Genomic DNA, 22,313 nt, shown 5'->3' on the forward strand with positions numbered 1-22,313 from the left:
AAGATGTCCGAAGACGACGGCTTTCCCCGGCAACGGCTGCGCGATCTGCTTTCGGCGCAGGCCTTTGGCGCGACGGTCCGGGTGCTGGGGCTTCTGCCCTATCGGCCGCGCGTCGCGCTCTCGGGGCGGTTCTTTGCCGAGGTGGTGGCGCCCTTGGCGGGCTGGCGCAAGCGCATCCGCGCCAATCTGGCCATCGCCCTGCCCGATCTGCCCGCAGCCGAGGTCGAGCGTCTGGTCCGCGCCGTGCCCGACAATGTCGGCCGGACGCTGGCCGAGATCTTTTCGGGGCCGGACTTCGTCGCGCGCTGCCGCGATCTGCCGCTCACCGGCCCCGGCGCGGCGCTGTTGGAACAGCGCAACGCCGAGGGCAAGGGCGTCGTCCTCGTCTCGGGGCATTTCGGCAATTACGATGTCTTTCGCGGCGGGCTGGTCGGGCGCGGCTACCGGATGGGCGCGCTTTACCGGCCGATGGACAACCGCGCCTTCAACACCCGCTACATCGCCGCGATCGAGCGCATCGCCAAGCCGCTGTTCCCGCGCAACCGCCGCGGCATGGCGCAGATGATGCGCTTTTTGCAAGACGGCGGGATGATCGGCCTGGCGATCGATCAATATCTGAGTTCCGGCGCCGATCTGACCTTTTTCGGCCGCAAGGCCCGCACCGCGCTTTCCGCGGCGGATATCGCGCTGCGTTACGACGTGCCGCTGATCCCGATCTTCGCCACCCGTCAGCCCGACGGCTTCAGCTTCGTGATCGAGGTCGAAGACCCGATCCCGCCCGCCACGCCCGAGGCGATGTGTCAGGAGTTCAACGACCGGCTGGAGGCGCGGGTGCGCGCCCATCCCGGGCAATGGTTCTGGATTCACCGGCGCTGGAAGAACCTGTAGGGCGGCCGCTCAGCGCAGCCAGCCCGCCGCCAGAATCGCGCCCGGCAGCGGCACGGTCTTGCCCGGCAACGCGGTCTGCACGATCACCACCGCCGGATCCTCGCCCTCGATCTTCGCATTCAGCCGCACCGGGGTCTTGCCGTCCCAATCGGCGACCGCATGCCAGGCCGTCACCACATTGGCGAAATCCAGCACCTGACCGGCGTTTTCGCCGCGCAGGATCTCGACCCGGGCCTGCGGCACGTAGCGCACGATCTGCACCACGGATTTCTGCTTGAGCGGACGGGGCGCCGACAGATCGATGGCGAACTGCCCCGGCTCGGCACCGCGGCTGACCGTCATCGCGACGACCGGCGGCACGGCGGCGGCCGTGGCGATGGCGGCGTCCAGCTCGGGATCGGCGGGCGAGACCAGCGATTGCGTGCCCGCTACGATCACCTGCGGCGTGTAAAGCGTGCGCAGACCGGCGGCACGGGCATAGGCCTTTTGCCGCGCGGTGAAGGCGGGCTGGGCAAAGGGATCTTCCCAGCCCAGATAATCCCAGTAATCGACATGCAGCGACAGGGCGAGCACATCGGGCCGCGCCGCCACCTTGGCCAGCGCCGCATCGGCGGGCGGACAGGCCGAACAGCCCTGCGAGGTGAAAAGCTCGACCACCACCGGCGAGGGCGCGGGCGCCGCCGCGGGCGCGATCAGCGCATTCGTCTGCGGTTTTGCCCCCGTCTGCCCGATCGCGCGTTCCAGCGCCCGGTTCAGCGTCTCGACCAGCGAGGCCCCCGGCAGCGATCCGGGCGCGGGGGCCGAAAGCTCGGCCTGGACCAGACGGCCATCGCCCGCCTGCGCGGGCGGCAAGGGCGCCGGGCCGGAGCCGCCGAGAAAGGCACCGCCATAGGGGCTTGCGGCCCCGGCCGGGCCTGCGCCAAAGCCCCCCGTCGGTCCTGCCTGCCCCCATGCCACCATGGGAGCAACGGCAAGAAAGCCCGACAGGATCATGCCTTCAATCCCGGCGCTGAAGGGTCGCGCGTGCCATGATGCCTCGCTCTTACTGCAGCCCCCCTCCTAAACCGGCGCCGCGCGCAGGGCCAATCAAGGTTTTGCGATGATGCCTGCCGGTTGCAGTGCGACGCAGCGTCGCGGCGGCTGCGGCAAAATCGGTGTGCAATGGTATACAAAAATGCAGAGCCCCCCTTGAACGACTCCGCCGCATCGGGCAAACACGCGATAACGCATTCTTTCAGCCATGGGAGGCCCACCCAGATGACCGTCGTCACCGGCAAGGATACCGCCAAGACCCGTCGCCAGCTTCAGGTCGGCGCACAGAGCTACGCCTATTATTCGATCCCGGCCGCCGAGGCCGCGGGTCTGGGCGATTTCTCGCGCCTGCCCGCCGCGCTCAAGGTGGTGCTGGAAAACCTGCTGCGCTTTGAAGACGGCGGCTTTTCGGTCTCGGTAGAGGATATCAAGGCCTTTGGCGACTGGGCGAAACTGGGCGGCAAGAACCCGCGCGAAATCGCCTATCGCCCGGCGCGCGTGCTGATGCAGGATTTCACCGGCGTTCCGGCGGTCGTTGACCTGGCCGCGATGCGCGACGGCATCAAGGCGCTGGGTGGCGACGCGAAAAAGATCAACCCGCTCGTCCCGGTCGATCTGGTCATCGACCATTCGGTGATGATCGACGAATTCGGCACGCCGCGGGCGTTCCAGCGCAACGTGGAGCTGGAATATGAACGCAACATGGAGCGCTACCAGTTCCTGAAATGGGGTCAGGGCGCGTTCGAGAACTTCCGCGTCGTGCCGCCCGGAACCGGCATCTGCCATCAGGTGAACGTGGAATATCTGGCGCAGACGGTCTGGACCGACACCGACCAGAACGGCGATCTGGTGGCTTACCCCGATACGCTGGTGGGCACCGACAGCCACACGACGATGGTCAACGGCATGGCCGTGCTGGGCTGGGGCGTCGGCGGGATCGAGGCGGAAGCCGCGATGCTGGGTCAGCCCGTCTCGATGCTGATCCCCGAGGTCGTCGGCTTCAAGCTGACCGGCGCGCTGCGCGAGGGCTGCACCGGCACCGACCTGGTGCTGAAAGTCGTGCAGATGCTGCGCAAGCACGGCGTTGTGGGCAAATTCGTCGAATTCTGGGGCGAAGGCCTTGACAAGCTGCCGCTGGCGCAGCGTTCGACCATCGCCAACATGGCCCCGGAATATGGCGCCACCTGCGGCTTCTTCCCGATCGACGACGAAACCCTGCGCTACCTGCGCCAGACCGGCCGGTCCGAGGACCGCATCGCGCTGGTCGAGGCCTATGCGAAAGAAAACGGCTTCTGGCGCGGGGCGGATTACGCGCCGATCTATTCCTCGACGCTGGAACTGGACATGTCCAGCATCGTTCCGGCGATCTCGGGGCCGAAACGGCCGCAGGATTATCTGCCGCTGACCGATGCGAAATCGACCTTCGCCAAGGTCGTCGCCGATTACCGCACCGCCAAGGGCGCGGCGGAGACGGCGGTCAAGACCGTGTCGGTCGATGGCAAGGACTATACCGTCGGCGATGGCTCGGTGGTGATCGCCTCGATCACGTCCTGCACCAACACCTCGAACCCCTATGTGCTGATCGGCGCGGGGCTTGTCGCCCGCAAGGCCCGGGCGCTGGGGCTGAAGGCGAAACCGTGGGTCAAGACCTCGCTCGCCCCCGGGTCGCAAGTGGTTGAGGAATATCTGAAAGCCGCCAACCTGCAGGAAGACCTCGACGCGCTTGGCTTCAACATCGTGGGCTTTGGCTGCACCACCTGCATCGGCAACTCGGGCCCCTTGGGCACGCCGGAAATCTCGAAAGCCATCAACGAGAACGACCTTGTCGCCGCGGCCGTCCTTTCGGGCAACCGCAACTTCGAAGGCCGGATCAGCCCGGATGTGCGGGCGAACTTCCTCGCCTCGCCGCCCTTGGTCGTGGCCTATGCGATCGCGGGCGACATGAACATCGACCTGACCACCGAAGCCATCGCCACCACGCCCGAGGGCAAGCCGGTGTTCCTGAAAGACATCTGGCCGTCGGACGCCGAAATCGCCGAACTGGTGGAAAAATGCGTGACGCGCGAGGCGTTCCTGGCGAAATACGCCGATGTCTTCAAGGGCGACGCGAACTGGCAGGGCGTGAAGACCACGACGGGCGAGACCTATGACTGGCCCGCCGCCTCGACCTATATCCAGAACCCGCCCTATTTCCGCGGCATGGCCAAGGAACCGGGCGTGATCTCGAACGTCGTCGGCGCGCATGTGCTGGCGGTTCTGGGCGACATGATCACCACCGACCACATCAGCCCGGCGGGCTCGTTCAAGCCCTCGACGCCCGCAGGCAAATACCTGACCGAGCGCGGCGTCGCCCCGCAGGATTTCAACAGCTACGGTTCGCGCCGCGGCAACCACGAAGTGATGATGCGTGGCACCTTTGCCAATATCCGCATCAAGAACGAGATGCTCGCGGGCGTCGAAGGCGGCTACACCAAGGGGCCGGACGGGGTGCAAACCTCGATCTATGACGCCTCGATGGCCTATCAGGCGGCGAATATCCCGCTGGTGATCTTTGGCGGCATCGAATACGGCGCGGGGTCAAGCCGCGACTGGGCGGCCAAGGGCACCAACCTGCTGGGCGTCAAGGCGGTGATCGCGGAAAGCTTCGAGCGCATCCACCGCTCGAACCTGATCGGCATGGGCGTCATTCCCTTCGAATTCACCGAGGGTCAAAACCGCAAGTCGCTGGGCCTGACCGGCGACGAGGTGGTGACGATCGAGGGCCTTGAAGGCGAGATCAAGCCGCTCTCGCTCGTGCCCTGCACGATCCTGCGCAAGGACGGCACGCTGACCAAGATCATGATCAAGAGCCGGATCGATACCGAGGTCGAGATCGAATATCTGAAGAACGGCGGCGTGCTGCATTACGTGCTGCGCAATCTGGCCAAGGCCTGATCTTCCTCTGCCCGTTTCGCAGGCAAGATGCCCAGACAGGCGGCCCCCCGGGTCGCCTGTTTCGATTCTGCGACATTTTGGCAGCGCCGTTCCGCGGCCGGACAGGATTCACCCGGGATTAAGGATGCGGCGCCTAACTGCAGCGAACCACAACATCTTCGAGGAACCATGACCACTGCCCCAACCCTTGCCTCGATCGCTTCGGAAACGCGGGATGCTTCCGAGATCACCGGCGTCACGGTGGACCGGATCGCGCAGATCACCCGGCAGATGAACGTGCTGGGCCTGAACGCCCGGATCGAGGCGGCGCGGGTGGGCCAGCAGGGTGCGGGCTTCGCGCTGGTGGCCGAGGAGGTGCGCAAGGTCTCGGGGCAGATCGGCGAGATCGCGAACCAGCTGGGCGAGACGCTGAAGGCGCGGCTCTCGGGGCTGGAACAGATGGTGTCGCAGCTCTCGATCGCGGCGACCGGCACGCGGCTTGTCGATTGCGCGTTCAACGCCGTCGATCTGATCGACCGCAATCTTTATGAACGCTCCTGCGACGTGCGCTGGTGGGCGACCGATGCCGATCTGGTCGCCGCCGCGCAGGATCAGGACCGCGAGCGGCTGCGCCGCGCCGGGCAGCGGCTGGGCGTGATCCTTGATGCCTATACGGTCTATTCCGATATCTGGCTGGTGGCGCCCGACGGCCGGGTTCTGGCCAACGGGCGGCCCGGCCGCTTTCCGGTGACGGGGGCGCAAGTCTCTGGGGCGCATTGGTTTTCCCCCGCGATGGCATTGCGCGACGGGGACGGGTTCGTGGCGGGCGATGTCGAGATTTCGGCGCATCTGGGCGGACGGGCGACGATGGCCTGGGCCACGCCCGTCCGCGCCGGAGGGGCGCGGACCGGGGCGGTGATCGGGCTTCTGGTGACCCAGTTCGACTGGGCGCCGCAGGCCGAAGCGGTGCTGAAAAGCCTGCGGTTTTGCGCCGATGACGGCGAGATGCGCGGCTATCTGGTCGATGCGGCGGGAAGGGTTCTGGCCGCCCGCGGCCCGGGGTCCGAACGGGTGACGCAGATCGCCCTGCCCGCGGGTCAGGCCAAGGGCTGGTCCGCCCCGGGCGGCGGCCTGATGGGATTTCACCGCACCGAGGGCTTCGAGACCTGGACCGGCAAGGGCTGGTTCGGCGTGGTCGAACGGTCGTGACGCCCCGCACCGGCCGGACCGGGGCCCACCATGACGGGAACTTCAAAATTCCGTGACAGTTTTTTCTTGTGTTTCGGAAAGACGCTGCTCCACTGGCAGCGTTGATTCACTTTTTGAGGCCCAAAATGACTCTTACGACCGAACAGCTGATGCTCGTCGAGCAACGCCTGGCGAATGACAAGAAATCGACCCTCGTGGCCTATCTGCTCTGGTTCTTTCTGGGCGGCTTCGGGGTGCACCGCTTTTACCTTGGAAAATCCGGCTCCGGCGCGATCATGCTGGTGCTGATGATCCTCGGCTGGCTGACCGCGATCTTCTACGTCGGCTTTGCCTTCCTGCTTGTCGTCGCGATCTGGATGATCGTCGATGCCTTCCTGATCCCCGGCATGATCACCGACAACACCGCGCAGCAGCGGCTGCGGCTGCAGCTGGAAATGAACGCGGGCATGCCGGCCGCCGCCGTGCCGCCGGTGCCGGCGGGCTGAGTGGGACGCCGCGGGCAAGAGCCCCGGCGGGGCCTTGCCCTTTTGCGGAGCCCGCAGGCATGATCCCGCGCAGTGACGCAGTTTTGCGTCTTATTGCGCGCAGTTCGGCGTTTGATCCCCCGGGCGCGTGGCTTAGGATGGCCCTCTGTTCAGTCCGACGGAGATCGCCATGCTTGCCCGCCCCGCCGCAGTCCTTGCCCTGCTGTGCCTTGCCGCCTGCGCCGCCGCCCCCACCGCGCCGCCGCCCGCGCCGGGCGCTGCCGCCGGGCCGCGCCTGCCGGGCCGGGTGGTCTGGACCGACGGGCATGGCGATGTCGCCGTGGCCGCCGCCGGGCGGGCCAGCTGCCCCGCCACCAGCGCGGCGATGGCCGCGACCGGGCTTGCCGTCACCAATGCGACCCGCGCGCAGGCGGGCCTTGCGCCGATGCGCTCTGATCCGGTGCTGGACCGCGTCGCCGCCGCCCATGCCTGCGACATGGCCAACCGGGGCACGATGACCCATGCGGGCAGCGCCACCACCGGGCCGATGGCGCGCGCCCGGCAGATGGGCTACCGGCCGCAAACCATTGCCGAAAACATCGCCGCCGGGCGGTTCGAGCTGAACGGCACGCTGGAACAGTGGAGCGCCTCGCCGAAGCACCGCGCCAATATCACGATCCCGTCCCTGCGCGATTTCGGCATCGGCACCGCCACCGCCGCCGACGGCAAGACCACCTTCTGGACCGCCGTTTACGCCCGCTGAGCCGCGGCGGTCTTGATTGCGAACCGGGCCTTCCCATATGTGACCCATGTGAAGGAGGTTCACATGAACGACACCCGTGCGCTTTACATCGAACAACGCGTCGCCAACGAGAGCCGCTCGGCCCTTGTCGCCTATCTCTTGTGGTTTTTCCTTGGCTTCTTCGGCGTGCACCGGTTCTATCTGGGGCGCTGGGTCTCGGGGCTTTTGATGCTGGTGCTGTTCGGCATCGGCTCGGCGCTGACGGTGCTGCTGGTGGGCTATCTGCCGCTGGCCTTCGTCGCGCTGTGGTGGGCGCTGGATGCGCTGTTGATCCCGGGCATGATCGCCTCGGACAATGCCTGGTTGCGGCTGCGGCTGATGCAGGGCTATGACGCCTGATCAGCCCGGGTTGCGCCGCAAGAGCCCGCGCCGACCGGCCGCGATCAGCCCCGCCACATCGGCCATCGCCACCATCGGCGAGACGCCGACCGGCAGGGCGATGTAGCGCGGCCGCCATTCCGGGCCGAACTGCGCCTTGTAGGCGCGCAGATCGTCGAAGCTGCGGAAGGCACCGCCGTGGCGGAACATCAGCGGCCCGAACCGGTCCCAAAGCCGCGCCGTGCGCCGCGCGCCCAGACCCGAGAGCGGCGCAAGCCCGAGGCTGAGCTCGCTCGCCCCCGCGGTCTTGTAGTGATCGATCAGCGCGAAGAACATGAAGCCGATCAGCGCGGGCGCATCTTCGGGCCGGTAGCGCATCACGTCGATGGCGACGCGCTTGCCCGCCCCGGGTGCCAGCAGCGCGGCAAAGGCCACGGGTTCGCCCCCGCGCCACATCACCGCCAGCGGAAACCGGTTCAGATAGGCCGCATCGAACCGCCCGACCGAGAAGCGTTTTTCCTGTCCGATCCGATGCTTGAGGAAGCTTTCCGAGATCGGCTTCAAGGCTGCGATCAGTTCCGGCGCATGCGGCGGGGCAAGCACCTTGAAGCGCAGCCCCTCGCGCCGGGCCTGTTCGTAAGCCGTGCGCAGCCCCGCAAGCCGCGTGCCCGACAGCGAGGCCTTGGTCAGGTTCACCACCGCTTCCTCGCCCATCCGATGCGCGGCCAGACCCATTTCGATCATGAAGGGCACGTGCCGTTCGGAGAGCTCGTAAAAGACCGGACGGCAATTGGCCTGCTGCGCCGCCTCGACGAAACCCCAGCCGAGATCGTCAAAATAGCGCGCATCGCCGACCGGATCGCCCATGCAGACCCAGGATTTGCGGCGGCGGGCAAACATCAGAAAGGCGGTGCCGCTGTCGGCAAAGCGGAATTCCTTGTCGCCCGAAAGCGCCAGACAGGCCTGCGGGTCGGATTGGCTGGCGACGATCTCGCCCGCCAGCCGCAGCGCCTGCGCCATCGTCTGCGGACGCCGTTTCGACGAGGGTTTCAGCGCGAGGAAGATGGTGAAGATCACCAGCACCGCCGAGCCGGTGACGCCTGCGCGCAGCGACCGCGGCGCGCTGGCGTCCTGGGCGAAGTCGAACCAGAACATGTGCGAATAGGGCGTCGCGGCATGGATGAAGACGAAGAACAGCGCCACCGAGGCGATGACGATGGTGACCAGCGCGATCCAGGCCGGGCCAAGAACGCCCTCGGTGATCTTGGCCTGACGGTAGAACTCGCCCCGAAACGGCCAGAGCGCAAGCGCGCCAAGGGTCAGAAGCGCCGCGCTTTCGATGTCGAAGCTGCGCAGCATCACCGCGGCGATGCCGCCCCCCAGCGTCAGAAGCGTCAGCCAGAAGGCGCCGGTGACGCGGCGGATCAGCCCGTGCGACAGGATCACCAGCACGACGCCGGTCACGGCCGAAACCAGCGAGCCGCCCTCGAGCAGGATCAGCCCCACCAGGTCGTCGGGATCATGCAGGGGCCGCACCGTGGGCAGGATCGAGACCGCCATCAGATAGGCGCCAAAGCCGAAGGCCCAGGCGCCGGAAAGCCAGGGCACCATCCCCGCGATGGCCTTGAAGGCGGGCCGCATCGGTTCCGAGATGTCGCCAAAAAGCCTGCGCGCCCAACCGCCTGCAAGGCGGGCCTCGTTCAGCGACACGATCACGAAGGCCAGCGCGAAGGGCAGCAGGTAATAGATCATGCGGAACATCAACAGCGCCGCGGCGACCTCTCCGACCGGGGTGCCCTTGGGCATGGCGGCGATGACGACGGTCTCGAAGACGCCGACGCCGCCGGGAACATGGGTGATCACGCCGATCATCGTCGCGGTGGCATAGATGGCGAGGAAGGTGACGAAATCCGGGGCGCCCGCGGGCAAAAGCACGTAAAGCGTCAGCGCCGCCATCGAGCTGTCGAAAAGCGCGATGATCATCTGCCCGGTCAGGATGCGCGGGCGCGGCATGGCGATGTCGAAGCGGCCGATGCGCAGCACCCGGCCGGAAATCCCCAGCGCGTAAAGCAGGCCCAGCGTGCCAAGGCCCCCGGTCAGCGCCAGCAGCCGGATCGTGGTTTCCGAAAGCGGCAAAAGCCCGCTGAGCGCCGAAGGATGCGCGGCGAGCGCAAAGACCCCCACCAGCGACAGCCCGGTGCCCATGGCCAGCGCGATGTAAGAGGCCAGCGCCGCCACTTCGAAGGCGTTCAGCCCGAAGGCGGAATAGATCCGGTAGCGCACGGCCCCGCCCGAGAGGACCGAAATTCCGATCGTGTTGCCAAAGGCATAGCCCAGAAAGCCGCCAAGCGCCACGACCCGCAGCGGCAGTTTCTTTTCCAGATATTGCAGCGCCCAGAAATCATAGCCGATCAGCGCCCCATAGCCGAGCGCGGTGGCGCCAAGGGCAATGGCGAGCGTCTCGATCGGGGTGGCGCGCATCTGCGCGATCACATCGGCGAAATCGACCGGCTTGAGCAGATGATGAAGCGCAAACAGCCCCAGTCCAAGGAGCGAAAAGCCGATGATCAGCGGCCCCAGATGACGCAGCCGCCCCGGGCCTGGCCCCGCGGCCTCACGCTTCGTCATGGCGCCTCCCTCGCATTCCGTCCCCCGCTATTTCTGTCCCTGATTTGCAGGTTTTCAAGACGGTTACAAGCTTTGCAACGCGCGATTTGGCTGCAGGCCGGGGGATTTCGCGCCGCACCTCCCCCCGGAGGCCGGATCCCGAAGCCGGAGAAGACGCAAACCCCGTCAGCTTCGGGCCGGAGCATTCCGGGGGGACTTCGCCGGGCGGCAAAGGAGGGTCGCCCCTCAGCCCCGAGTGTAGCGCGAGATCATTACGTAATCCTTGCGCGGCCCCGTGACCCGCCATTCCGAAGACCAGTCCGGCCAGCGCGCGAAATCATAGCGGACGCGGTAATCATCCGGGTCGCACCAATGCGCGGCCTCGGCCAGGCGGGGGTCGAAGCGGTGAAAGTCGCGGCCATCTTCGAACCGCACGACGATCTGCCCGCCCTCGGCCTGCCAAAGATAGTCGCGTTCGGCCCGCATCGCCGCCTCGCCCGCGAGCACGAGCTGCCCCGCCTCGTGATAGCGCAGCCCGGCGCCCTCGGGGGTGAAGACCGCCTGGCCGGTGAACCGCCCCTCGGGGCCGTTTGCCTGCAGGATCTGGCGCGAAAGCGTCCAGTGGCCGGTGAAATCGTTCAATTGCGGCATCCTGACCCGCCCTTTGCCTTGCCCCAAACAGGGTCTCAGTCTATGCACCCGGCAACCCCGTCACAAGCAGGAGGCCTGCCCATGATCCCGCGCTATGCCCGCAAAGAGATGGTCGACATCTGGGAACCCGCCACGAAATTCAAGATCTGGTACGAGATCGAGGCCCATGCCTGCGACGCGCAGGCCGCCCTTGGCGTGATCCCCAAGGCCAATGCCGAGGCGGTCTGGCGTGCGAAAGACGTCGAATTCGACGTCGCCCGCATCGACGAGATCGAGGCGGTGACGAAACATGACGTGATCGCGTTTCTGACCCATCTGGCCGAGCATATCGGCTCGGATGATGCGCGGTTCGTCCATCAGGGCATGACCTCGTCGGACGTTCTGGATACCACGCTGAACATCCAGCTGGTGCGGGCGGCCGACATTCTTCTGAAGGACATGGACCGGGTTCTGGCGGCGCTGAAAAAGCGCGCCTATGAGCACAAGGACACCGTCCGCATCGGGCGGAGCCACGGCATCCACGCCGAACCCACCACGATGGGGCTGACCTTCGCGCGGTTTTACGCCGAGATGGACCGCAACCGGGCGCGTCTGGTCAACGCCCGCGCCGAAGTGGCGACGGGGGCGATTTCGGGCGCCGTCGGCACCTTTGCCAATATCGATCCGCGGGTCGAGGAACATGTCTGTGCGCAGTTGGGCCTGATCCCGGAACCGATCTCGACCCAGGTCATTCCGCGCGACCGCCATGCGATGTTCTTTGCGACGCTGGGCGTCATCGCCTCCTCGATCGAGAATTGCGCCATTGAAATCCGCCACATGCAGCGCACCGAAGTGCTTGAAGCGGAAGAGTTTTTCTCCAAGGGGCAAAAGGGCTCCTCGGCGATGCCGCACAAGCGCAACCCGGTTCTGACGGAAAACCTGACCGGGCTGGCGCGTCTGGTGCGGATGTGCGTCGTGCCGGCGATGGAGAATGTGGCGCTTTGGCATGAGCGCGACATCTCGCATTCCTCGGTCGAACGCGGCATCGGCCCGGATGCGACGATCACGCTCGATTTCGCGCTGAACCGGCTGGCGGGCGTGATCGAGAACCTCGTGATCTATCCCGAGAACATGCTCAAGAACATGAACAAGTTCAAAGGTCTGGTGATGAGCCAGCGGGTGCTTCTGGCGCTGACGCAGGCCGGTGTCTCGCGCGAGGACAGCTACCGGCTGGTGCAGCGGAACGCGATGAAGGTCTGGGAACAGGGCGCGGATTTCAAGACCGAGCTTCTGGCCGACCCGGAAGTGACCGCCGCGCTCAGCCCCGCCGAGATCGAGGAGAAATTCGATCTGGGCTATCACACCAAGCACGTCGACACGATTTTTGCCCGCGTTTTCGGCGCGTAAGCGACAAAGCGCAAACCGCAAAAGGTCCGTTTTCGGCGCGGAAGCGACGGCACGGAACAAATGCCCGGGCGGGTTTTTCGTCCCCGCCCGGGCGTTGCTAACCGCGGTTTAACCGCTTGCTGCGAAGCTCTCCGGACAAGACGGATCGGAGACGCTCGTGAACGCCATCACCCCCAGATCGCCGCTCGGGCAGCTGGCCATGCCCGGTCAGCCGCCCCGACCGACCCTGACGCGGCGGCAAAAGGCTGCGATCATCGTGCGGCTCTTGTCGTCGGAGGGGCAGAAGCTGCCCTTGATGGAGCTGTCGGACGACCAGCAGACGCAGCTGGCCGAATCGATCGCGCAGATGCGGCTGATCGATCGCGACACGCTGCATCAGGTGGTGCAGGAATTCTGCACCGAACTGGAAGCCGTCGGCCTGGCCTTCCCCGGCGGGCTGGATGGCGCCCTGAAGCTGCTCGACGGTCAGCTCTCGGCCTCGGCCGCGACGCGGATCCGGCGCATGGCCACGGGCACTTCGCGCGCCGATCCCTGGGAACGGGTGACGGGGCTTTCGGCCGATGTGCTGCTGCCGGTGCTTCTGGAAGAAAGCATCGAGGTGGGGGCGGTGATGCTCTCGAAACTCTCGGTGTCGAAATCGGCGGAACTCTTGGGCAAGATGCCCGCGGACCGGGCGCGGCGGCTGACCTATGCCGTCTCGCTGACCGGCAATGTCGCGCCCGAAACCGTGCAGCGCATCGGCGCGGCGCTCGCCGATCAGCTGGATGCCGCCCCGGTCAAGGCCTTTGAAACCGGCCCGGTCGAACGCGTCGGCGCCATCCTCAACTTCTCGCCCGCCGTCACCCGCGATTCCGTGCTCAAGGGCCTCGAGGAAGACGACAAGGAATTTGCCGAACAGGTGCGCAAGGCGATCTTCACCTTCACCAACATCCATGCCCGGATCGAGCCGCGCGACATCCCGAAAATCCTGCGCGCCGTCGATCAGGCCAAGCTTATTCTGGCGCTGGCGGGGGCCAAGGGCGACGCGGCGAAATCGGCCGAATTCATCCTGGCGAACATGTCGCAACGGATGGCGCAGAACCTGCGCGACGAGATGGCAAACCTTGGCAAGGTCAAGGAAAAGGACGTCGAGGAGGCGATGAACGAAATCGTCAACGCGATCCGCGACCTCGAGTCAAAGGGCGAGATCTTCCTCGTCGCCGAGGATTCGGAGTAACCCGGCCCGCCCGCGCCCGGTCGGGCTTCACCCCGGCCGCGGCCTCCTCTATCCTGCGCGCGGCGGGGCAGCGGCCCCCGTCCTGACAGCGGGGGCGGCAGATGACCAATACCATCGCGATCCGGCTGGGGCTGGTTCTGGCTCTGGCTTTCCTGGCCGATGCGGTTTTCGCGCAAGGCGCGGGATTTCTGTTCCTGGCCCGCAAGACCTTTCTGCTGATCGACTGGATCGCCTTCTGGCGTTAGCGCTGGCGCGAGCGCGAACGGCGCCGCAAGCGCGGTTTCCCCGGTCGAAATTGTGTCGGAACTGGTTTCTGCTGTTGACCTTTCCTGCATCTTGACCAAGGTAGCGGCGACTTGAGGACCGAGCCAAAGGAGGCTGAGATGGCGGTGAAGGTGGCGATCAACGGATTCGGACGCATCGGGCGCAACGTGCTGCGCGCGATCATCGAATCGGGGCGGACCGATATTGAAGTCGTGGCGATCAACGATCTCGGCCCGGTGGAAACCAACGCCCACCTGCTGCGGTTCGACAGCGTTCACGGCCGTTTCCCGGCCACGGTGACGACCGGCGAAGACTGGATCGACGTCGGCCGCGGCCCGATCAAGGTCACCGCGATCCGCAACCCGGCCGAACTGCCCTGGGGCAATGTCGATGTGGCGATGGAATGCACCGGCATCTTCACCTCCAAGGAAAAATGCGCCGCCCACCTGCAAAACGGCTCGAAACGCGTGCTGATCTCGGCGCCGGGCGACAATGCCGACAAGACCATCGTCTTCGGCGTCAACCACGACACGCTGACGAAAGATGACATCATCGTTTCGAACGCGTCCTGCACCACGAACTGCCTCTCGCCGGTGGCCAAGGTCCTCAACGATGCGATCGGCATCGAAAAGGGCTTCATGACGACGATCCACAGCTACACCGGCGACCAGCCGACGCTCGACACGATGCACAAGGATCTCTACCGCGCCCGCGCCGCCGCGCTGAGCATGATCCCGACCTCGACCGGCGCCGCCAAGGCCGTCGGCCTCGTGCTGCCGGAACTCAAGGGCAAGCTTGACGGCGTCGCCATCCGCGTGCCGACGCCGAATGTCTCGGTCGTCGATCTCGTGTTCGAAGCCAAGCGCGCCACCACCGTCGCCGAGGTGAATGACGCGATCCGCGCCGCCGCCAATGGCCCGCTCAAAGGCGTGCTCGGCTTCACCGACCAGCCGAATGTCTCGTCGGACTTCAACCACGACCCGCATTCCTCGGTCTTCCACATGGATCAGACCAAGGTGATGGACGGCACGATGGTGCGCATCCTGACCTGGTACGACAACGAATGGGGCTTCTCGAACCGCATGTCGGATACCGCCGTGGCGATGGGCAAGCTGATCTGATCGCAAGATCCGGACCGTTTCAGGGGGCAGCCGCAGGGCTGCCCCTTTTGCATGGCGGGGGTGCGGCGCAGACAACCGTTGCAGGTGCCGCATCGCGGCATTGCCGGAACGTCGGTTGCGGGAGATGCCCGAAAAGCGCATCTTCCGGTCAAGAAAACTGACCACCTGGACCTGAAAGATGAAACGCCTCCTCTCCCGCCTGATCGCTTCTGCCGAACGTCACGCCCGCTATCGCCGCACCCGCGACGAGATCGCCCGGCTGAGCCCGCGGCTGAGCCGCGATCTGGGGATTTCGCCGCAAGATGCCGAAGACCTCGCGCATCGCGCGGTCTATGGTCACTGACCTCCCTTCGCATCGTCGCGAAACCTGGGGCCCTGCGGGGCCCCTTTTTCGGCTTGGCCTCCGCCAAGGGCGGCAACGGCGCGCAGAGCGCCGCACGGATCGGCCGATGGCGGAGAGGAATTTCGCCGCGCAGGCGCGGCGACCCGGGCGCGGCCCCGCACCCCCGGCGTATTTGCGCCAAGAAAAAGCCGGGGCGCGCATGCGGGGCCCCGGATCACCGGCGGCCCGGGCGGCTTTCACCTGGGGCCAAAGATCCCGGGGGTCCCGGGGGCCCCCGGCGGGTCGCCGAGGCATCGCCTCGGCGAAATCCCTTAGTAAAGACCGCCCGCGGACAGGGATCCGAAGGTCGCCTTCTTCGGGATCACCCGCTGTTCCCCGGTCGAGGTCGTCACCGCCGTCGTGTCGGTGTCGGTCTCGCCCTGCGCGAACAGCGGCAGGTTCTCGCCCATCGCAAAGCCGCCATCGACGATCTGCCCAAGCGAGCGCATCTCCTGGCCCTCGCGCAGATATTCCGCCTGCACGAAATCGCCGGTGGCGTCATCGGGCAGCTTCTCGCCGGTGAAGCGGTTGTATTTCTGCCAATAGCCCCCCGGCGGCACCTTGAAGGCCGCGCCGCCGTAATCCTTCACCGCTTCCTGCATGAACTCGTTGAACACCGGCACGCAAAGCGTGCCGCCGTAAGCCCCCGGCCCCAACGTGCGCGGCTGGTCATAGCCCATGTAGCACGAGGCCACGATGTTCGAGGTGAAGCCGGTGAACCACACGTCTTTCGCGTCATTCGTCGTCCCGGTCTTGCCCGCCACCGGCACCGGCAGGTTGACCCCGGTCCCGGTGCCGCGCTTCACCGCGCCTTCCATCAGCGAGATCATCTGATAGGCGGTGATCGCATTGATCACCTGTTCCCGGTCCGAGCGCACCCGCGGCCCCAGCCCCGCGGACAGGTCGGGATTGCCGCAATCCGGGCAGGTCGTCGTCGCGTCATGGCGATAGATCGTCCGCCCCCAGCGGTCCTGCACCCGGTCGACCAGCGTCGGCTCCACCCGCTGCCCGCCATTGGCGAACATCGCATAGGCCGAGATCAGCTTGTACATCGTGGTTTCCTGCGAGCCGAGCGAATTGGCCAGGAACTGCCCCATCGGATCATAGACCCCGAAGCGTTCGGCATAGCCCGCCACCACATCCATGCCGACTTCCTGCGCGATCCGCACCGTCATCAGGTTCCGGCTCTGCTCAAGCCCCGTGCGCAACGGCGTCGGCCCGTAATATTTGTTCGAGGCGTTCTTCGGCCGCCACAGGCCCTGCGGCGTGTCCACCTCGATCGGCGCATCGACGACGATCGTTTCCGGGCTGAAGCCGCTGTCGAGCGCCGCCGCATAGACGAAGGGCTTGAAGTTCGAGCCGGGCTGCCGCATCGCCTGCGTCGCGCGGTTGAAGACCGAGGCCTGATAGGAAAAGCCGCCCTGCATCGCCAGCACGCGCCCGGTATGCACGTCCATCGCGACAAAGGCCCCGCCGACCACCGGCACCTGCCGCAGCGACCAGCGCAGGAAACTGCCGTCCTCGTCCTTCGTCACCGCCCGCACCAGCACGACATCGCCGACATCGACCAGATCCGAGGCCCGTTTCGCCCGCGGCCCCAGCTTGCCATCCGCCAGCCGCTTGCGCGCCCAGGTCACGTCATTGGCCGGGATCCAGTGGCCGTCCGCGTCTTCGTCCACCCCCTCGATGCCGATGCGGGCCTCCTTGTCGGTCAGCTCCAGCACCACCGCCACATGCCAGCCTTCAACATCGCGCGGCGCCTTGTCGGTCGGCACCGCGGCCAGCGCCGCGCGCCAGCCCGCCGCGTCGCCCAGCTTGTCGGCGGCAATCCGCACCCCGGTGCCGCGCCAGACGCCCTGACCGCGGTCGTATTTCTCCAAAGCCTCCTGCAGCGCCTTTGCCGCCTGCCGCTGCAGCTTCGGGTCCACCGTCGCCCGGATCGTCAGACCGCCGCCGAAGAATTCATCCTGTCCGAAGCTTTTCGACAGCTGCCGACGGATCTCGTCGGTGAAATAGTCGCGCGGCGGCAGCGCCTGACGGAAGGTCTCGTAATCGCCGCGCTGCACGGACCGCAGCTCGGTCGCCTGTTCGGCCTCCATCTGCGCTTTCGTGATGTGACCGTCCTCGAACAACCGCCGCAGCACGTAGTTGCGCCGCAGCCGCGCCTCTTCGTAGTTGCGCACCGGATGCAGCTCGGCCGGTTTCTTAGGCAGCGCCGCCAGATAGGCGGCCTCGGAAATGGTCAGCGCGGTCAGCGGCTTGTTGAAATAGGTCTGGGCCGCGGCGGCGACGCCATAGGAATTCTGCCCGAGGAAGATCTCGTTCAGATAAAGCTCAAGGATCCGATCCTTGGACAAGGCCTGTTCGACGCGCGAGGCGAGGATCAGCTCCTTGATCTTGCGCTCGGCCGAGCGCGAGCCGTCGAGCAGGAAGTTCTTCATCACCTGCTGCGTGATCGTCGAGGCCCCGCGCATGTCGCGCCCGCCCGATTTCACCGCGGCGTAAAGCGCGGCCACCATGCCCTGCGCGTCATAGCCCTTGTGGATGTAGAAGTTCTGATCCTCGGCCGAGACGAAGGCTTCCTTGACGATGTCGGGAATGTCCTGGATCGGCACGAAAATCCGGCGTTCCTGGGCGAATTCGTCGATCAATCGGCCCTCGCCCGAATAGATCCGGCTGATCGTCTTCGGCGTGTATTGCGCCAGCTGCTCATGGCTCGGCAGGTTGCGCGAATACATGTAGAAGATGCCGCCGATGGTCAGCGCGACAAAGAACAGCGCGGTGACGATCCAGGAGAAGACCCCCCCGAGCGAAGACAGGATGAAGCGGATCAAGGAGCACCCCCAAAGGCCATCTGGCCCGTTGCCGCCCCTATAGCGCGGGGCGCAGATCGGGTCAAAGCAAGTTCCTGTATACCACGAAACGCCCGCGGGAACCCGCCGGGATCAGCCCAGCTCCGCCAGCGCCGGGAAGGTGTCAAGCAGCCAGAACGACAGATCCGAGAGCTGCCCGGTCAGCATCATCAGCCCGATCGTCCAGAGCAGCAGGCCCGAGATCTTCTCGATCCGGCCCATGTTGCGGCGCATGAAGGCCAACGCCCCGCCGAGGCTGGGAAAGAAGGCGGCCACGATCAGGAAGGGCAGGCCCAGCCCGGCGGCATAGGCGGACAAAAGGCCCATGCCGCGGCCGATCGTGCCCTCGGCCATCGCCATCGAGGCGATCGTGCCCAGAACCGGGCCAAGGCAGGGCGTCCAGCCGAAGGCGAAGGCCAGGCCCAGCAGATAGGCGCCAAGCGCCGAGCCGCCCTGATCGCCGGTGTCAAAGCGCATCTCGCGGTCGAGAAAGCCGATTCGATAGACGCCGATGAAATGCGCGCCGAAGATCATCACCACAAGGCCCGAGACCTTGGCGAGAGTGTCCTTCCACGCGCCCAAAGCCTGCCCCAGCGCCGAGGCCCCCAGCCCCATCATCAGGAACACGGTCGACAGGCCAAGCACGAAGAACAGCGCCGCCAGCAGCACCGGCCCGCGCGCGGCGGGGCGGCCCGCGCCCATGTCGCTGACCGTCACCCCGCCCATATAGGCCAGATAGGGCGGCACGATCGGCAGCACGCAGGGGCTGAGAAACGACAGCACTCCGGCCAGAAAGGCGGTGGCGGCGGCGGTCAGGAAGCCCGCGTCGAAGAGAAGGTCAGTCGGCGTCATGCGCCTTTCTAGCAGGGCTGCGGCCCGGCGTCACCGGGGCACGGCTCACATTGCCGTGGACAGGGCCGCGCCCGGGCGTTACGCCCGCCCCATGACGACAGCCCCTGCCCTTTCGCTCGATCTGCGCGGCCTTTTGTGCCCGCTGCCGGTGTTGCGGCTGGCCAAGGCCCTGCGCGGCCTGCCCGAAGGCGCCGTGGTCGAGATGCAGGCGACCGACCGCGCCAGCTGGATCGACGTGCCGCATTTCTGCGCCCAATCCGGCCATTCCCTTGTCGCGGCCCGGGAGGTCGCGGGCGTGCTGATCTACACCGTCGCGCGCGGCCCGGACCGGCCCGATCCCGAAAGCTGAGCGACACAGCAAAACGCCGGGCCAGGGCCCGGCGTTTCGGTTTTCCGGTCTGCGGGGCTCAGCCCAGCGACCACCAGCCGCGTTTCTTCGGCTTCGGATCCTCGGGCGTGCCCGGATCCGTCTCGGCTTCGGGTTCAGACCCAGCCTCGGGTTCGGCCTCGGGTTCGGGCGCAGCCTCGGGGGCCACATCCGCCACCGGCGCGGGCGCAGTTTCGACGACCGGCTCGGGCGCGGCCTCGACACCCGGCGCGGCTTCGACCACCGCCTCGACCGGGGCCGGGGCTTCGGCAGCCTCGGCTTCGGCAACCGGCGCGGGCGCAGCCTCGGCAACGGGGGCTTCCGCTTCCGCTGCGGCCGCAGCCGCCGCCGCGGCGGCCGCCTCGGCTTCCTTCTTCGCCTTCGAGGTCGTGCGGGTCCGGGTCTTCTTCACCGGCGCTTCCGCGCCCTCGACAACCTCGGCCTCCTTCTTCGCCTTGCTGGTGCGCGACCGCGACCGGCTCGCCTTCGGCGCCGGCGCTTCGGGCGCGGCTTCCGCTTCGGCAACCGCCTCGGCCACGGGCGCCGACGCTTCGGCGTCCAGAATCGGCAGGCTCACCTCGGCCAGCTCGGCCGCCGCCGCGGCGCGGGCGGCGTCTTCGGCGGCATCCTCGTCCGAGGCATCGTCGCCCTCGTCCTCGCCGTCGTCCTCGCCCTCATCTCCCTCGTCGCCCTCGGCCGCCAGATCGGTCCCGCCCGGAGCGCCGTTTTTCTTCCGCCGCCGCCGACGCCGTTTCTTCTTCTTCGGCGCGCCTTCGCCGGGTTCGCCCGTCGCGGCCGCAGCCACCGCGGGCGCGGCCTCTTCGACCTCGTCCTCTTCCTCCTCGACGATCTCTTCCTCGTCGATCTCGGCCATCAGCTCGGCGCTGGCATGCACGACGGCGCTATGCACCTCGGGCACGATCCGGGTCGCGGTCTTGAACTTCTCGATGCTGAAATCGGGGCTGACCAGCGTCGGATCAGCCTCGATCCGCACCGCCATGCCATAGCGCGCCTCGATCGAAGCGATATGTTCGCGCTTGGCGTTCATCAGATAGTTGGCGACGGCGACCGGGCATTTCACCAGCACCTCGCGGCTCCGTTTCCGGGTGCCCTCTTCCTCGATCGCGCGCAGAACCTGCAGCGCCAGACTGTCATCGGACCGGATCAGCCCGGTGCCATGGCAATGCGGGCAGGGCTGCGTGGTCGATTCCAGCATCCCCGGACGCAGCCGCTGACGCGACATCTCCATCAGGCCGAAGCCCGAGATCCGCCCCACCTGAATCCGCGCGCGGTCGGTTTTCAGCTTCTCTTTCAGACGCTTCTCGACGGCGGCGTTGTTCTTCCGCTCTTCCATGTCGATGAAGTCGATGACGATCAGACCGGCCAGATCGCGCAACCGCAGCTGACGGCTGATCTCCTCGGCGGCCTCAAGGTTGGTCTTGAGCGCGGTCTCCTCGATCGAGCCTTCCTTGGTGGCCCGGCCCGAGTTGACGTCGATGGCGACCAGCGCCTCGGTCACGCCGATGACGATATAGCCGCCCGATTTCAGCTGCACCACCGGGTTGAACATCGAGGCCAGATAGCTTTCGACCTGGAAGCGCGCGAACAGCGGCAGCTGCTCGTTGTAATGCTTCACGTTCTTCGCGTGGGACGGCATGATCATCTTCATGAAGTCCTTGGCGACGCGATAGCCGCGCTCGCCCTCGACCAGAACCTCGTCGATGTCCTTCGAATACAGATCGCGGATCGAGCGCTTGATCAGATCGCCTTCCTCGTAAATCGGCGCCGGGGCGATCGATTTGAGGGTCAGCTCGCGGATCTGTTCCCACAGCCGCATCAGATATTCATAGTCGCGGCGGATCTCGGTGCGGGTGCGCTGGCTGCCCGCGGTGCGGATGATCAGCCCGGCGCCCTGCGGCACCTCCATTTCCGAGGCGATTTCCTTCAGCTTCTTGCGGTCGGCCGCATTGGTGATCTTGCGCGAAATGCCACCGCCCCGCGCCGTGTTCGGCATCAGAACGCAGTAGCGACCGGCAAGCGACAGGTAAGTGGTCAGCGCCGCGCCCTTGTTGCCGCGTTCTTCCTTGACCACCTGCACCAGCATGATCTGCCGGACCTTGATCACTTCCTGAATCTTGTAGCGCCGCGCGCGCGGGCGACGGGGCGCATGGATTTCCTCGGCCACGTCCTCCTCGGCCACCGATTCGATCTCGTCATCGACGGGATGGACATGGTGATCGTGGTCATGCTCATGGTCGTGGTCGTGCTCTTCCTCGACCTCGTGCGGGGCCTCGGCCTCTTCGGCCTCGCCCGCCTCGACGATCTCGGCCTCCGCCTCGGCCACGCCCTCTTCGGGGGCAACAGCCGGTTCCGGCACCGCATCGAAGCTTCCGGCCTCGGCGATCACGGGTTCAAGCGCCCCGGCCTCTTCGCCCGGCGCCGCCTCGTCGATCACCGCCATGCCCGGAATGTCTTCCGAGCGCACGACGGCATCATGGCCCGCCGTCTTCTCGGCCCGGGCCTGCTGCCCGCCCGAGCGCGAGGACCCGGAGCGCGACCGCGACCGGCGCGAGCGCGAGCGGTTTTCCTCGGCCTCTTCGGCCTCCGCGGCCAGACGTTCCTCTTCCAGAAGCGCCTGACGGTCGGCCACCGGGATCTGGTAGTAATCCGGGTGGATCTCGGCGAAGGCGAGGAAGCCGTGGCGGTTGCCGCCGTAATCGACAAAAGCGGCCTGGAGCGAAGGCTCCACCCGCGTCACTTTCGCCAGATAGATATTCCCGGCCAGCTGCCGCTTGTTTACTGTTTCAAAGTCGAACTCGTCGACCTTGTTGCCGTCCACCACCACGACGCGGGTTTCTTCCGCGTGGGTGGCATCGATAAGCATCTTCTTTGCCATAAATCCTGTTTCCCCACGCCGCGTCGCACCTTGGCCTTGCGGGCAAGGCGGGCGGGGCATGGTTTGTCGTTGAGGCTCGGGCGCCCATACGGA

General features: G+C 66.5%; 18 protein-coding genes. 12 read left to right on the plus strand and 6 right to left on the minus strand.

Going from position 1 to position 22,313, the window contains the following annotated elements; genetic code table 11:
* Positions 1–3: 3 nt before the first annotated feature.
* On the plus strand, positions 4–888 hold the full coding sequence (locus RCAP_RS10640) for a lysophospholipid acyltransferase family protein (protein WP_013067857.1): 885 nt from the start codon (positions 4–6) through the stop codon (positions 886–888).
* A 9-nt stretch (positions 889–897) separates the two neighbouring features.
* On the opposite strand, the gene RCAP_RS10645 is transcribed toward RCAP_RS10640, so the two are convergent.
* Positions 898–1,848 (minus strand): DUF1223 domain-containing protein, encoded by a 951-nt coding sequence (locus tag RCAP_RS10645; RefSeq protein WP_080675565.1) that lies wholly within the window; start codon positions 1,846–1,848, stop codon positions 898–900.
* A 297-nt stretch (positions 1,849–2,145) separates the two neighbouring features.
* Between RCAP_RS10645 and acnA the strand changes: the two genes are divergently transcribed.
* From acnA to RCAP_RS10670, 5 genes are all read left to right on the plus strand, one after another.
* On the plus strand, positions 2,146–4,854 hold the full coding sequence (acnA, locus tag RCAP_RS10650; protein ID WP_013067859.1) for an aconitate hydratase AcnA: 2,709 nt from the start codon (positions 2,146–2,148) through the stop codon (positions 4,852–4,854).
* Between the two features lie 168 nt (positions 4,855–5,022).
* On the plus strand, positions 5,023–6,042 hold the full coding sequence (locus tag RCAP_RS10655) for a methyl-accepting chemotaxis protein (protein ID WP_013067860.1): 1,020 nt from the start codon (positions 5,023–5,025) through the stop codon (positions 6,040–6,042).
* Positions 6,043–6,167: 125 nt separating this feature from the next.
* Positions 6,168–6,527 (plus strand): TM2 domain-containing protein, encoded by a 360-nt coding sequence (locus tag RCAP_RS10660; protein WP_013067861.1) that lies wholly within the window; start codon positions 6,168–6,170, stop codon positions 6,525–6,527.
* Positions 6,528–6,696: 169 nt separating this feature from the next.
* Positions 6,697–7,269, plus strand: a complete 573-nt coding sequence (locus RCAP_RS18535) for a CAP domain-containing protein (protein WP_013067862.1) — start codon at positions 6,697–6,699, stop codon at positions 7,267–7,269.
* A 63-nt stretch (positions 7,270–7,332) separates the two neighbouring features.
* Positions 7,333–7,647 (plus strand): TM2 domain-containing protein, encoded by a 315-nt coding sequence (locus RCAP_RS10670; protein ID WP_013067863.1) that lies wholly within the window; start codon positions 7,333–7,335, stop codon positions 7,645–7,647.
* Here RCAP_RS10670 and mprF read toward each other — a convergent pair whose 3' ends face one another.
* A complete protein-coding gene (mprF, locus tag RCAP_RS10675; protein ID WP_013067864.1) occupies positions 7,648–10,254 on the minus strand; it encodes a bifunctional lysylphosphatidylglycerol flippase/synthetase MprF in 2,607 nt (868 codons plus the stop codon).
* 225 nt (positions 10,255–10,479) lie between these two features.
* Positions 10,480–10,884 carry a DUF6314 family protein gene (locus RCAP_RS10680; RefSeq protein ID WP_013067865.1) on the minus strand — a complete coding sequence of 135 codons (405 nt, stop codon included), beginning with the start codon at positions 10,882–10,884 and terminating at the stop codon, positions 10,480–10,482.
* An 81-nt stretch (positions 10,885–10,965) separates the two neighbouring features.
* On the opposite strand from RCAP_RS10680, the gene purB reads away from it, so the two are divergent.
* From purB to RCAP_RS18960, 5 genes are all read left to right on the plus strand, one after another.
* Positions 10,966–12,270: an adenylosuccinate lyase gene (gene purB, locus RCAP_RS10685; protein ID WP_013067866.1), complete on the plus strand. Its 1,305-nt coding sequence runs from the start codon at positions 10,966–10,968 to the stop codon at positions 12,268–12,270.
* Positions 12,271–12,427: 157 nt separating this feature from the next.
* Positions 12,428–13,486 (plus strand): flagellar motor switch protein FliG, encoded by a 1,059-nt coding sequence (locus tag RCAP_RS10690; protein ID WP_013067867.1) that lies wholly within the window; start codon positions 12,428–12,430, stop codon positions 13,484–13,486.
* A 101-nt stretch (positions 13,487–13,587) separates the two neighbouring features.
* A complete protein-coding gene (locus RCAP_RS10695) occupies positions 13,588–13,731 on the plus strand; it encodes a hypothetical protein (RefSeq protein ID WP_013067868.1) in 144 nt (47 codons plus the stop codon).
* Between the two features lie 138 nt (positions 13,732–13,869).
* Complete coding sequence (gene gap, locus RCAP_RS10700) at positions 13,870–14,871, plus strand: type I glyceraldehyde-3-phosphate dehydrogenase (RefSeq protein ID WP_013067869.1); 1,002 nt, start codon at positions 13,870–13,872, stop codon at positions 14,869–14,871.
* Positions 14,872–15,049: 178 nt separating this feature from the next.
* Positions 15,050–15,214: a DUF1127 domain-containing protein gene (locus tag RCAP_RS18960; protein WP_013067870.1), complete on the plus strand. Its 165-nt coding sequence runs from the start codon at positions 15,050–15,052 to the stop codon at positions 15,212–15,214.
* 311 nt (positions 15,215–15,525) lie between these two features.
* On the opposite strand, the gene RCAP_RS10705 is transcribed toward RCAP_RS18960, so the two are convergent.
* Together RCAP_RS10705 and RCAP_RS10710 are read right to left on the minus strand one after the other, a co-directional pair.
* A complete protein-coding gene (locus RCAP_RS10705; protein ID WP_013067871.1) occupies positions 15,526–18,087 on the minus strand; it encodes a penicillin-binding protein 1A in 2,562 nt (853 codons plus the stop codon).
* Positions 18,088–18,198: 111 nt separating this feature from the next.
* The gene (locus tag RCAP_RS10710) at positions 18,199–18,957 is read right to left on the minus strand and encodes a cytochrome c biogenesis CcdA family protein (RefSeq protein WP_013067872.1); all 759 of its coding nucleotides are present in this window, start codon (positions 18,955–18,957) and stop codon (positions 18,199–18,201) included.
* A gap of 91 nt (positions 18,958–19,048) precedes the next feature.
* Between RCAP_RS10710 and RCAP_RS10715 the strand changes: the two genes are divergently transcribed.
* Entirely contained in the window at positions 19,049–19,306 is a 258-nt protein-coding gene (locus RCAP_RS10715) for a sulfurtransferase TusA family protein (protein ID WP_013067873.1), read from the plus strand.
* Between the two features lie 58 nt (positions 19,307–19,364).
* Here the strand turns inward: RCAP_RS10715 and RCAP_RS10720 are convergent, their stop codons facing one another.
* The gene (locus tag RCAP_RS10720; RefSeq protein WP_013067874.1) at positions 19,365–22,220 is read right to left on the minus strand and encodes an Rne/Rng family ribonuclease; all 2,856 of its coding nucleotides are present in this window, start codon (positions 22,218–22,220) and stop codon (positions 19,365–19,367) included.
* Between the last annotated feature and the right edge of the window lie 93 nt (positions 22,221–22,313).

This window comes from Rhodobacter capsulatus SB 1003 (assembly GCF_000021865.1).
In the GTDB taxonomy this organism is placed as follows: Bacteria; Pseudomonadota; Alphaproteobacteria; order Rhodobacterales; family Rhodobacteraceae; genus Rhodobacter; species Rhodobacter capsulatus_B.

Bases quoted from the DNA above. Each gene is read 5' to 3' on its own strand.
- RCAP_RS10715 (WP_013067873.1), top strand. From the start codon at position 19,049: ATGACGACAGCCCCTGCCCTTTCGCTCGATCTGCGCGGCCTTTTGTGC.
- mprF (WP_013067864.1), bottom strand. From the start codon at position 10,254: ATGACGAAGCGTGAGGCCGCGGGGCCAGGCCCGGGGCGGCTGCGTCAT.
- gap (WP_013067869.1), top strand. From the start codon at position 13,870: ATGGCGGTGAAGGTGGCGATCAACGGATTCGGACGCATCGGGCGCAAC.
- RCAP_RS10670 (WP_013067863.1), top strand. From the start codon at position 7,333: ATGAACGACACCCGTGCGCTTTACATCGAACAACGCGTCGCCAACGAG.
- RCAP_RS10680 (WP_013067865.1), bottom strand. From the start codon at position 10,884: ATGCCGCAATTGAACGATTTCACCGGCCACTGGACGCTTTCGCGCCAG.
- RCAP_RS10660 (WP_013067861.1), top strand. From the start codon at position 6,168: ATGACTCTTACGACCGAACAGCTGATGCTCGTCGAGCAACGCCTGGCG.
- RCAP_RS10655 (WP_013067860.1), top strand. From the start codon at position 5,023: ATGACCACTGCCCCAACCCTTGCCTCGATCGCTTCGGAAACGCGGGAT.
- acnA (WP_013067859.1), top strand. From the start codon at position 2,146: ATGACCGTCGTCACCGGCAAGGATACCGCCAAGACCCGTCGCCAGCTT.
- RCAP_RS10720 (WP_013067874.1), bottom strand. From the start codon at position 22,220: ATGGCAAAGAAGATGCTTATCGATGCCACCCACGCGGAAGAAACCCGC.
- RCAP_RS10695 (WP_013067868.1), top strand. From the start codon at position 13,588: ATGACCAATACCATCGCGATCCGGCTGGGGCTGGTTCTGGCTCTGGCT.
- RCAP_RS18535 (WP_013067862.1), top strand. From the start codon at position 6,697: ATGCTTGCCCGCCCCGCCGCAGTCCTTGCCCTGCTGTGCCTTGCCGCC.
- RCAP_RS10640 (WP_013067857.1), top strand. From the start codon at position 4: ATGTCCGAAGACGACGGCTTTCCCCGGCAACGGCTGCGCGATCTGCTT.
- purB (WP_013067866.1), top strand. From the start codon at position 10,966: ATGATCCCGCGCTATGCCCGCAAAGAGATGGTCGACATCTGGGAACCC.
- RCAP_RS10645 (WP_080675565.1), bottom strand. From the start codon at position 1,848: ATGGTGGCATGGGGGCAGGCAGGACCGACGGGGGGCTTTGGCGCAGGC.
- RCAP_RS18960 (WP_013067870.1), top strand. From the start codon at position 15,050: ATGAAACGCCTCCTCTCCCGCCTGATCGCTTCTGCCGAACGTCACGCC.
- RCAP_RS10710 (WP_013067872.1), bottom strand. From the start codon at position 18,957: ATGACGCCGACTGACCTTCTCTTCGACGCGGGCTTCCTGACCGCCGCC.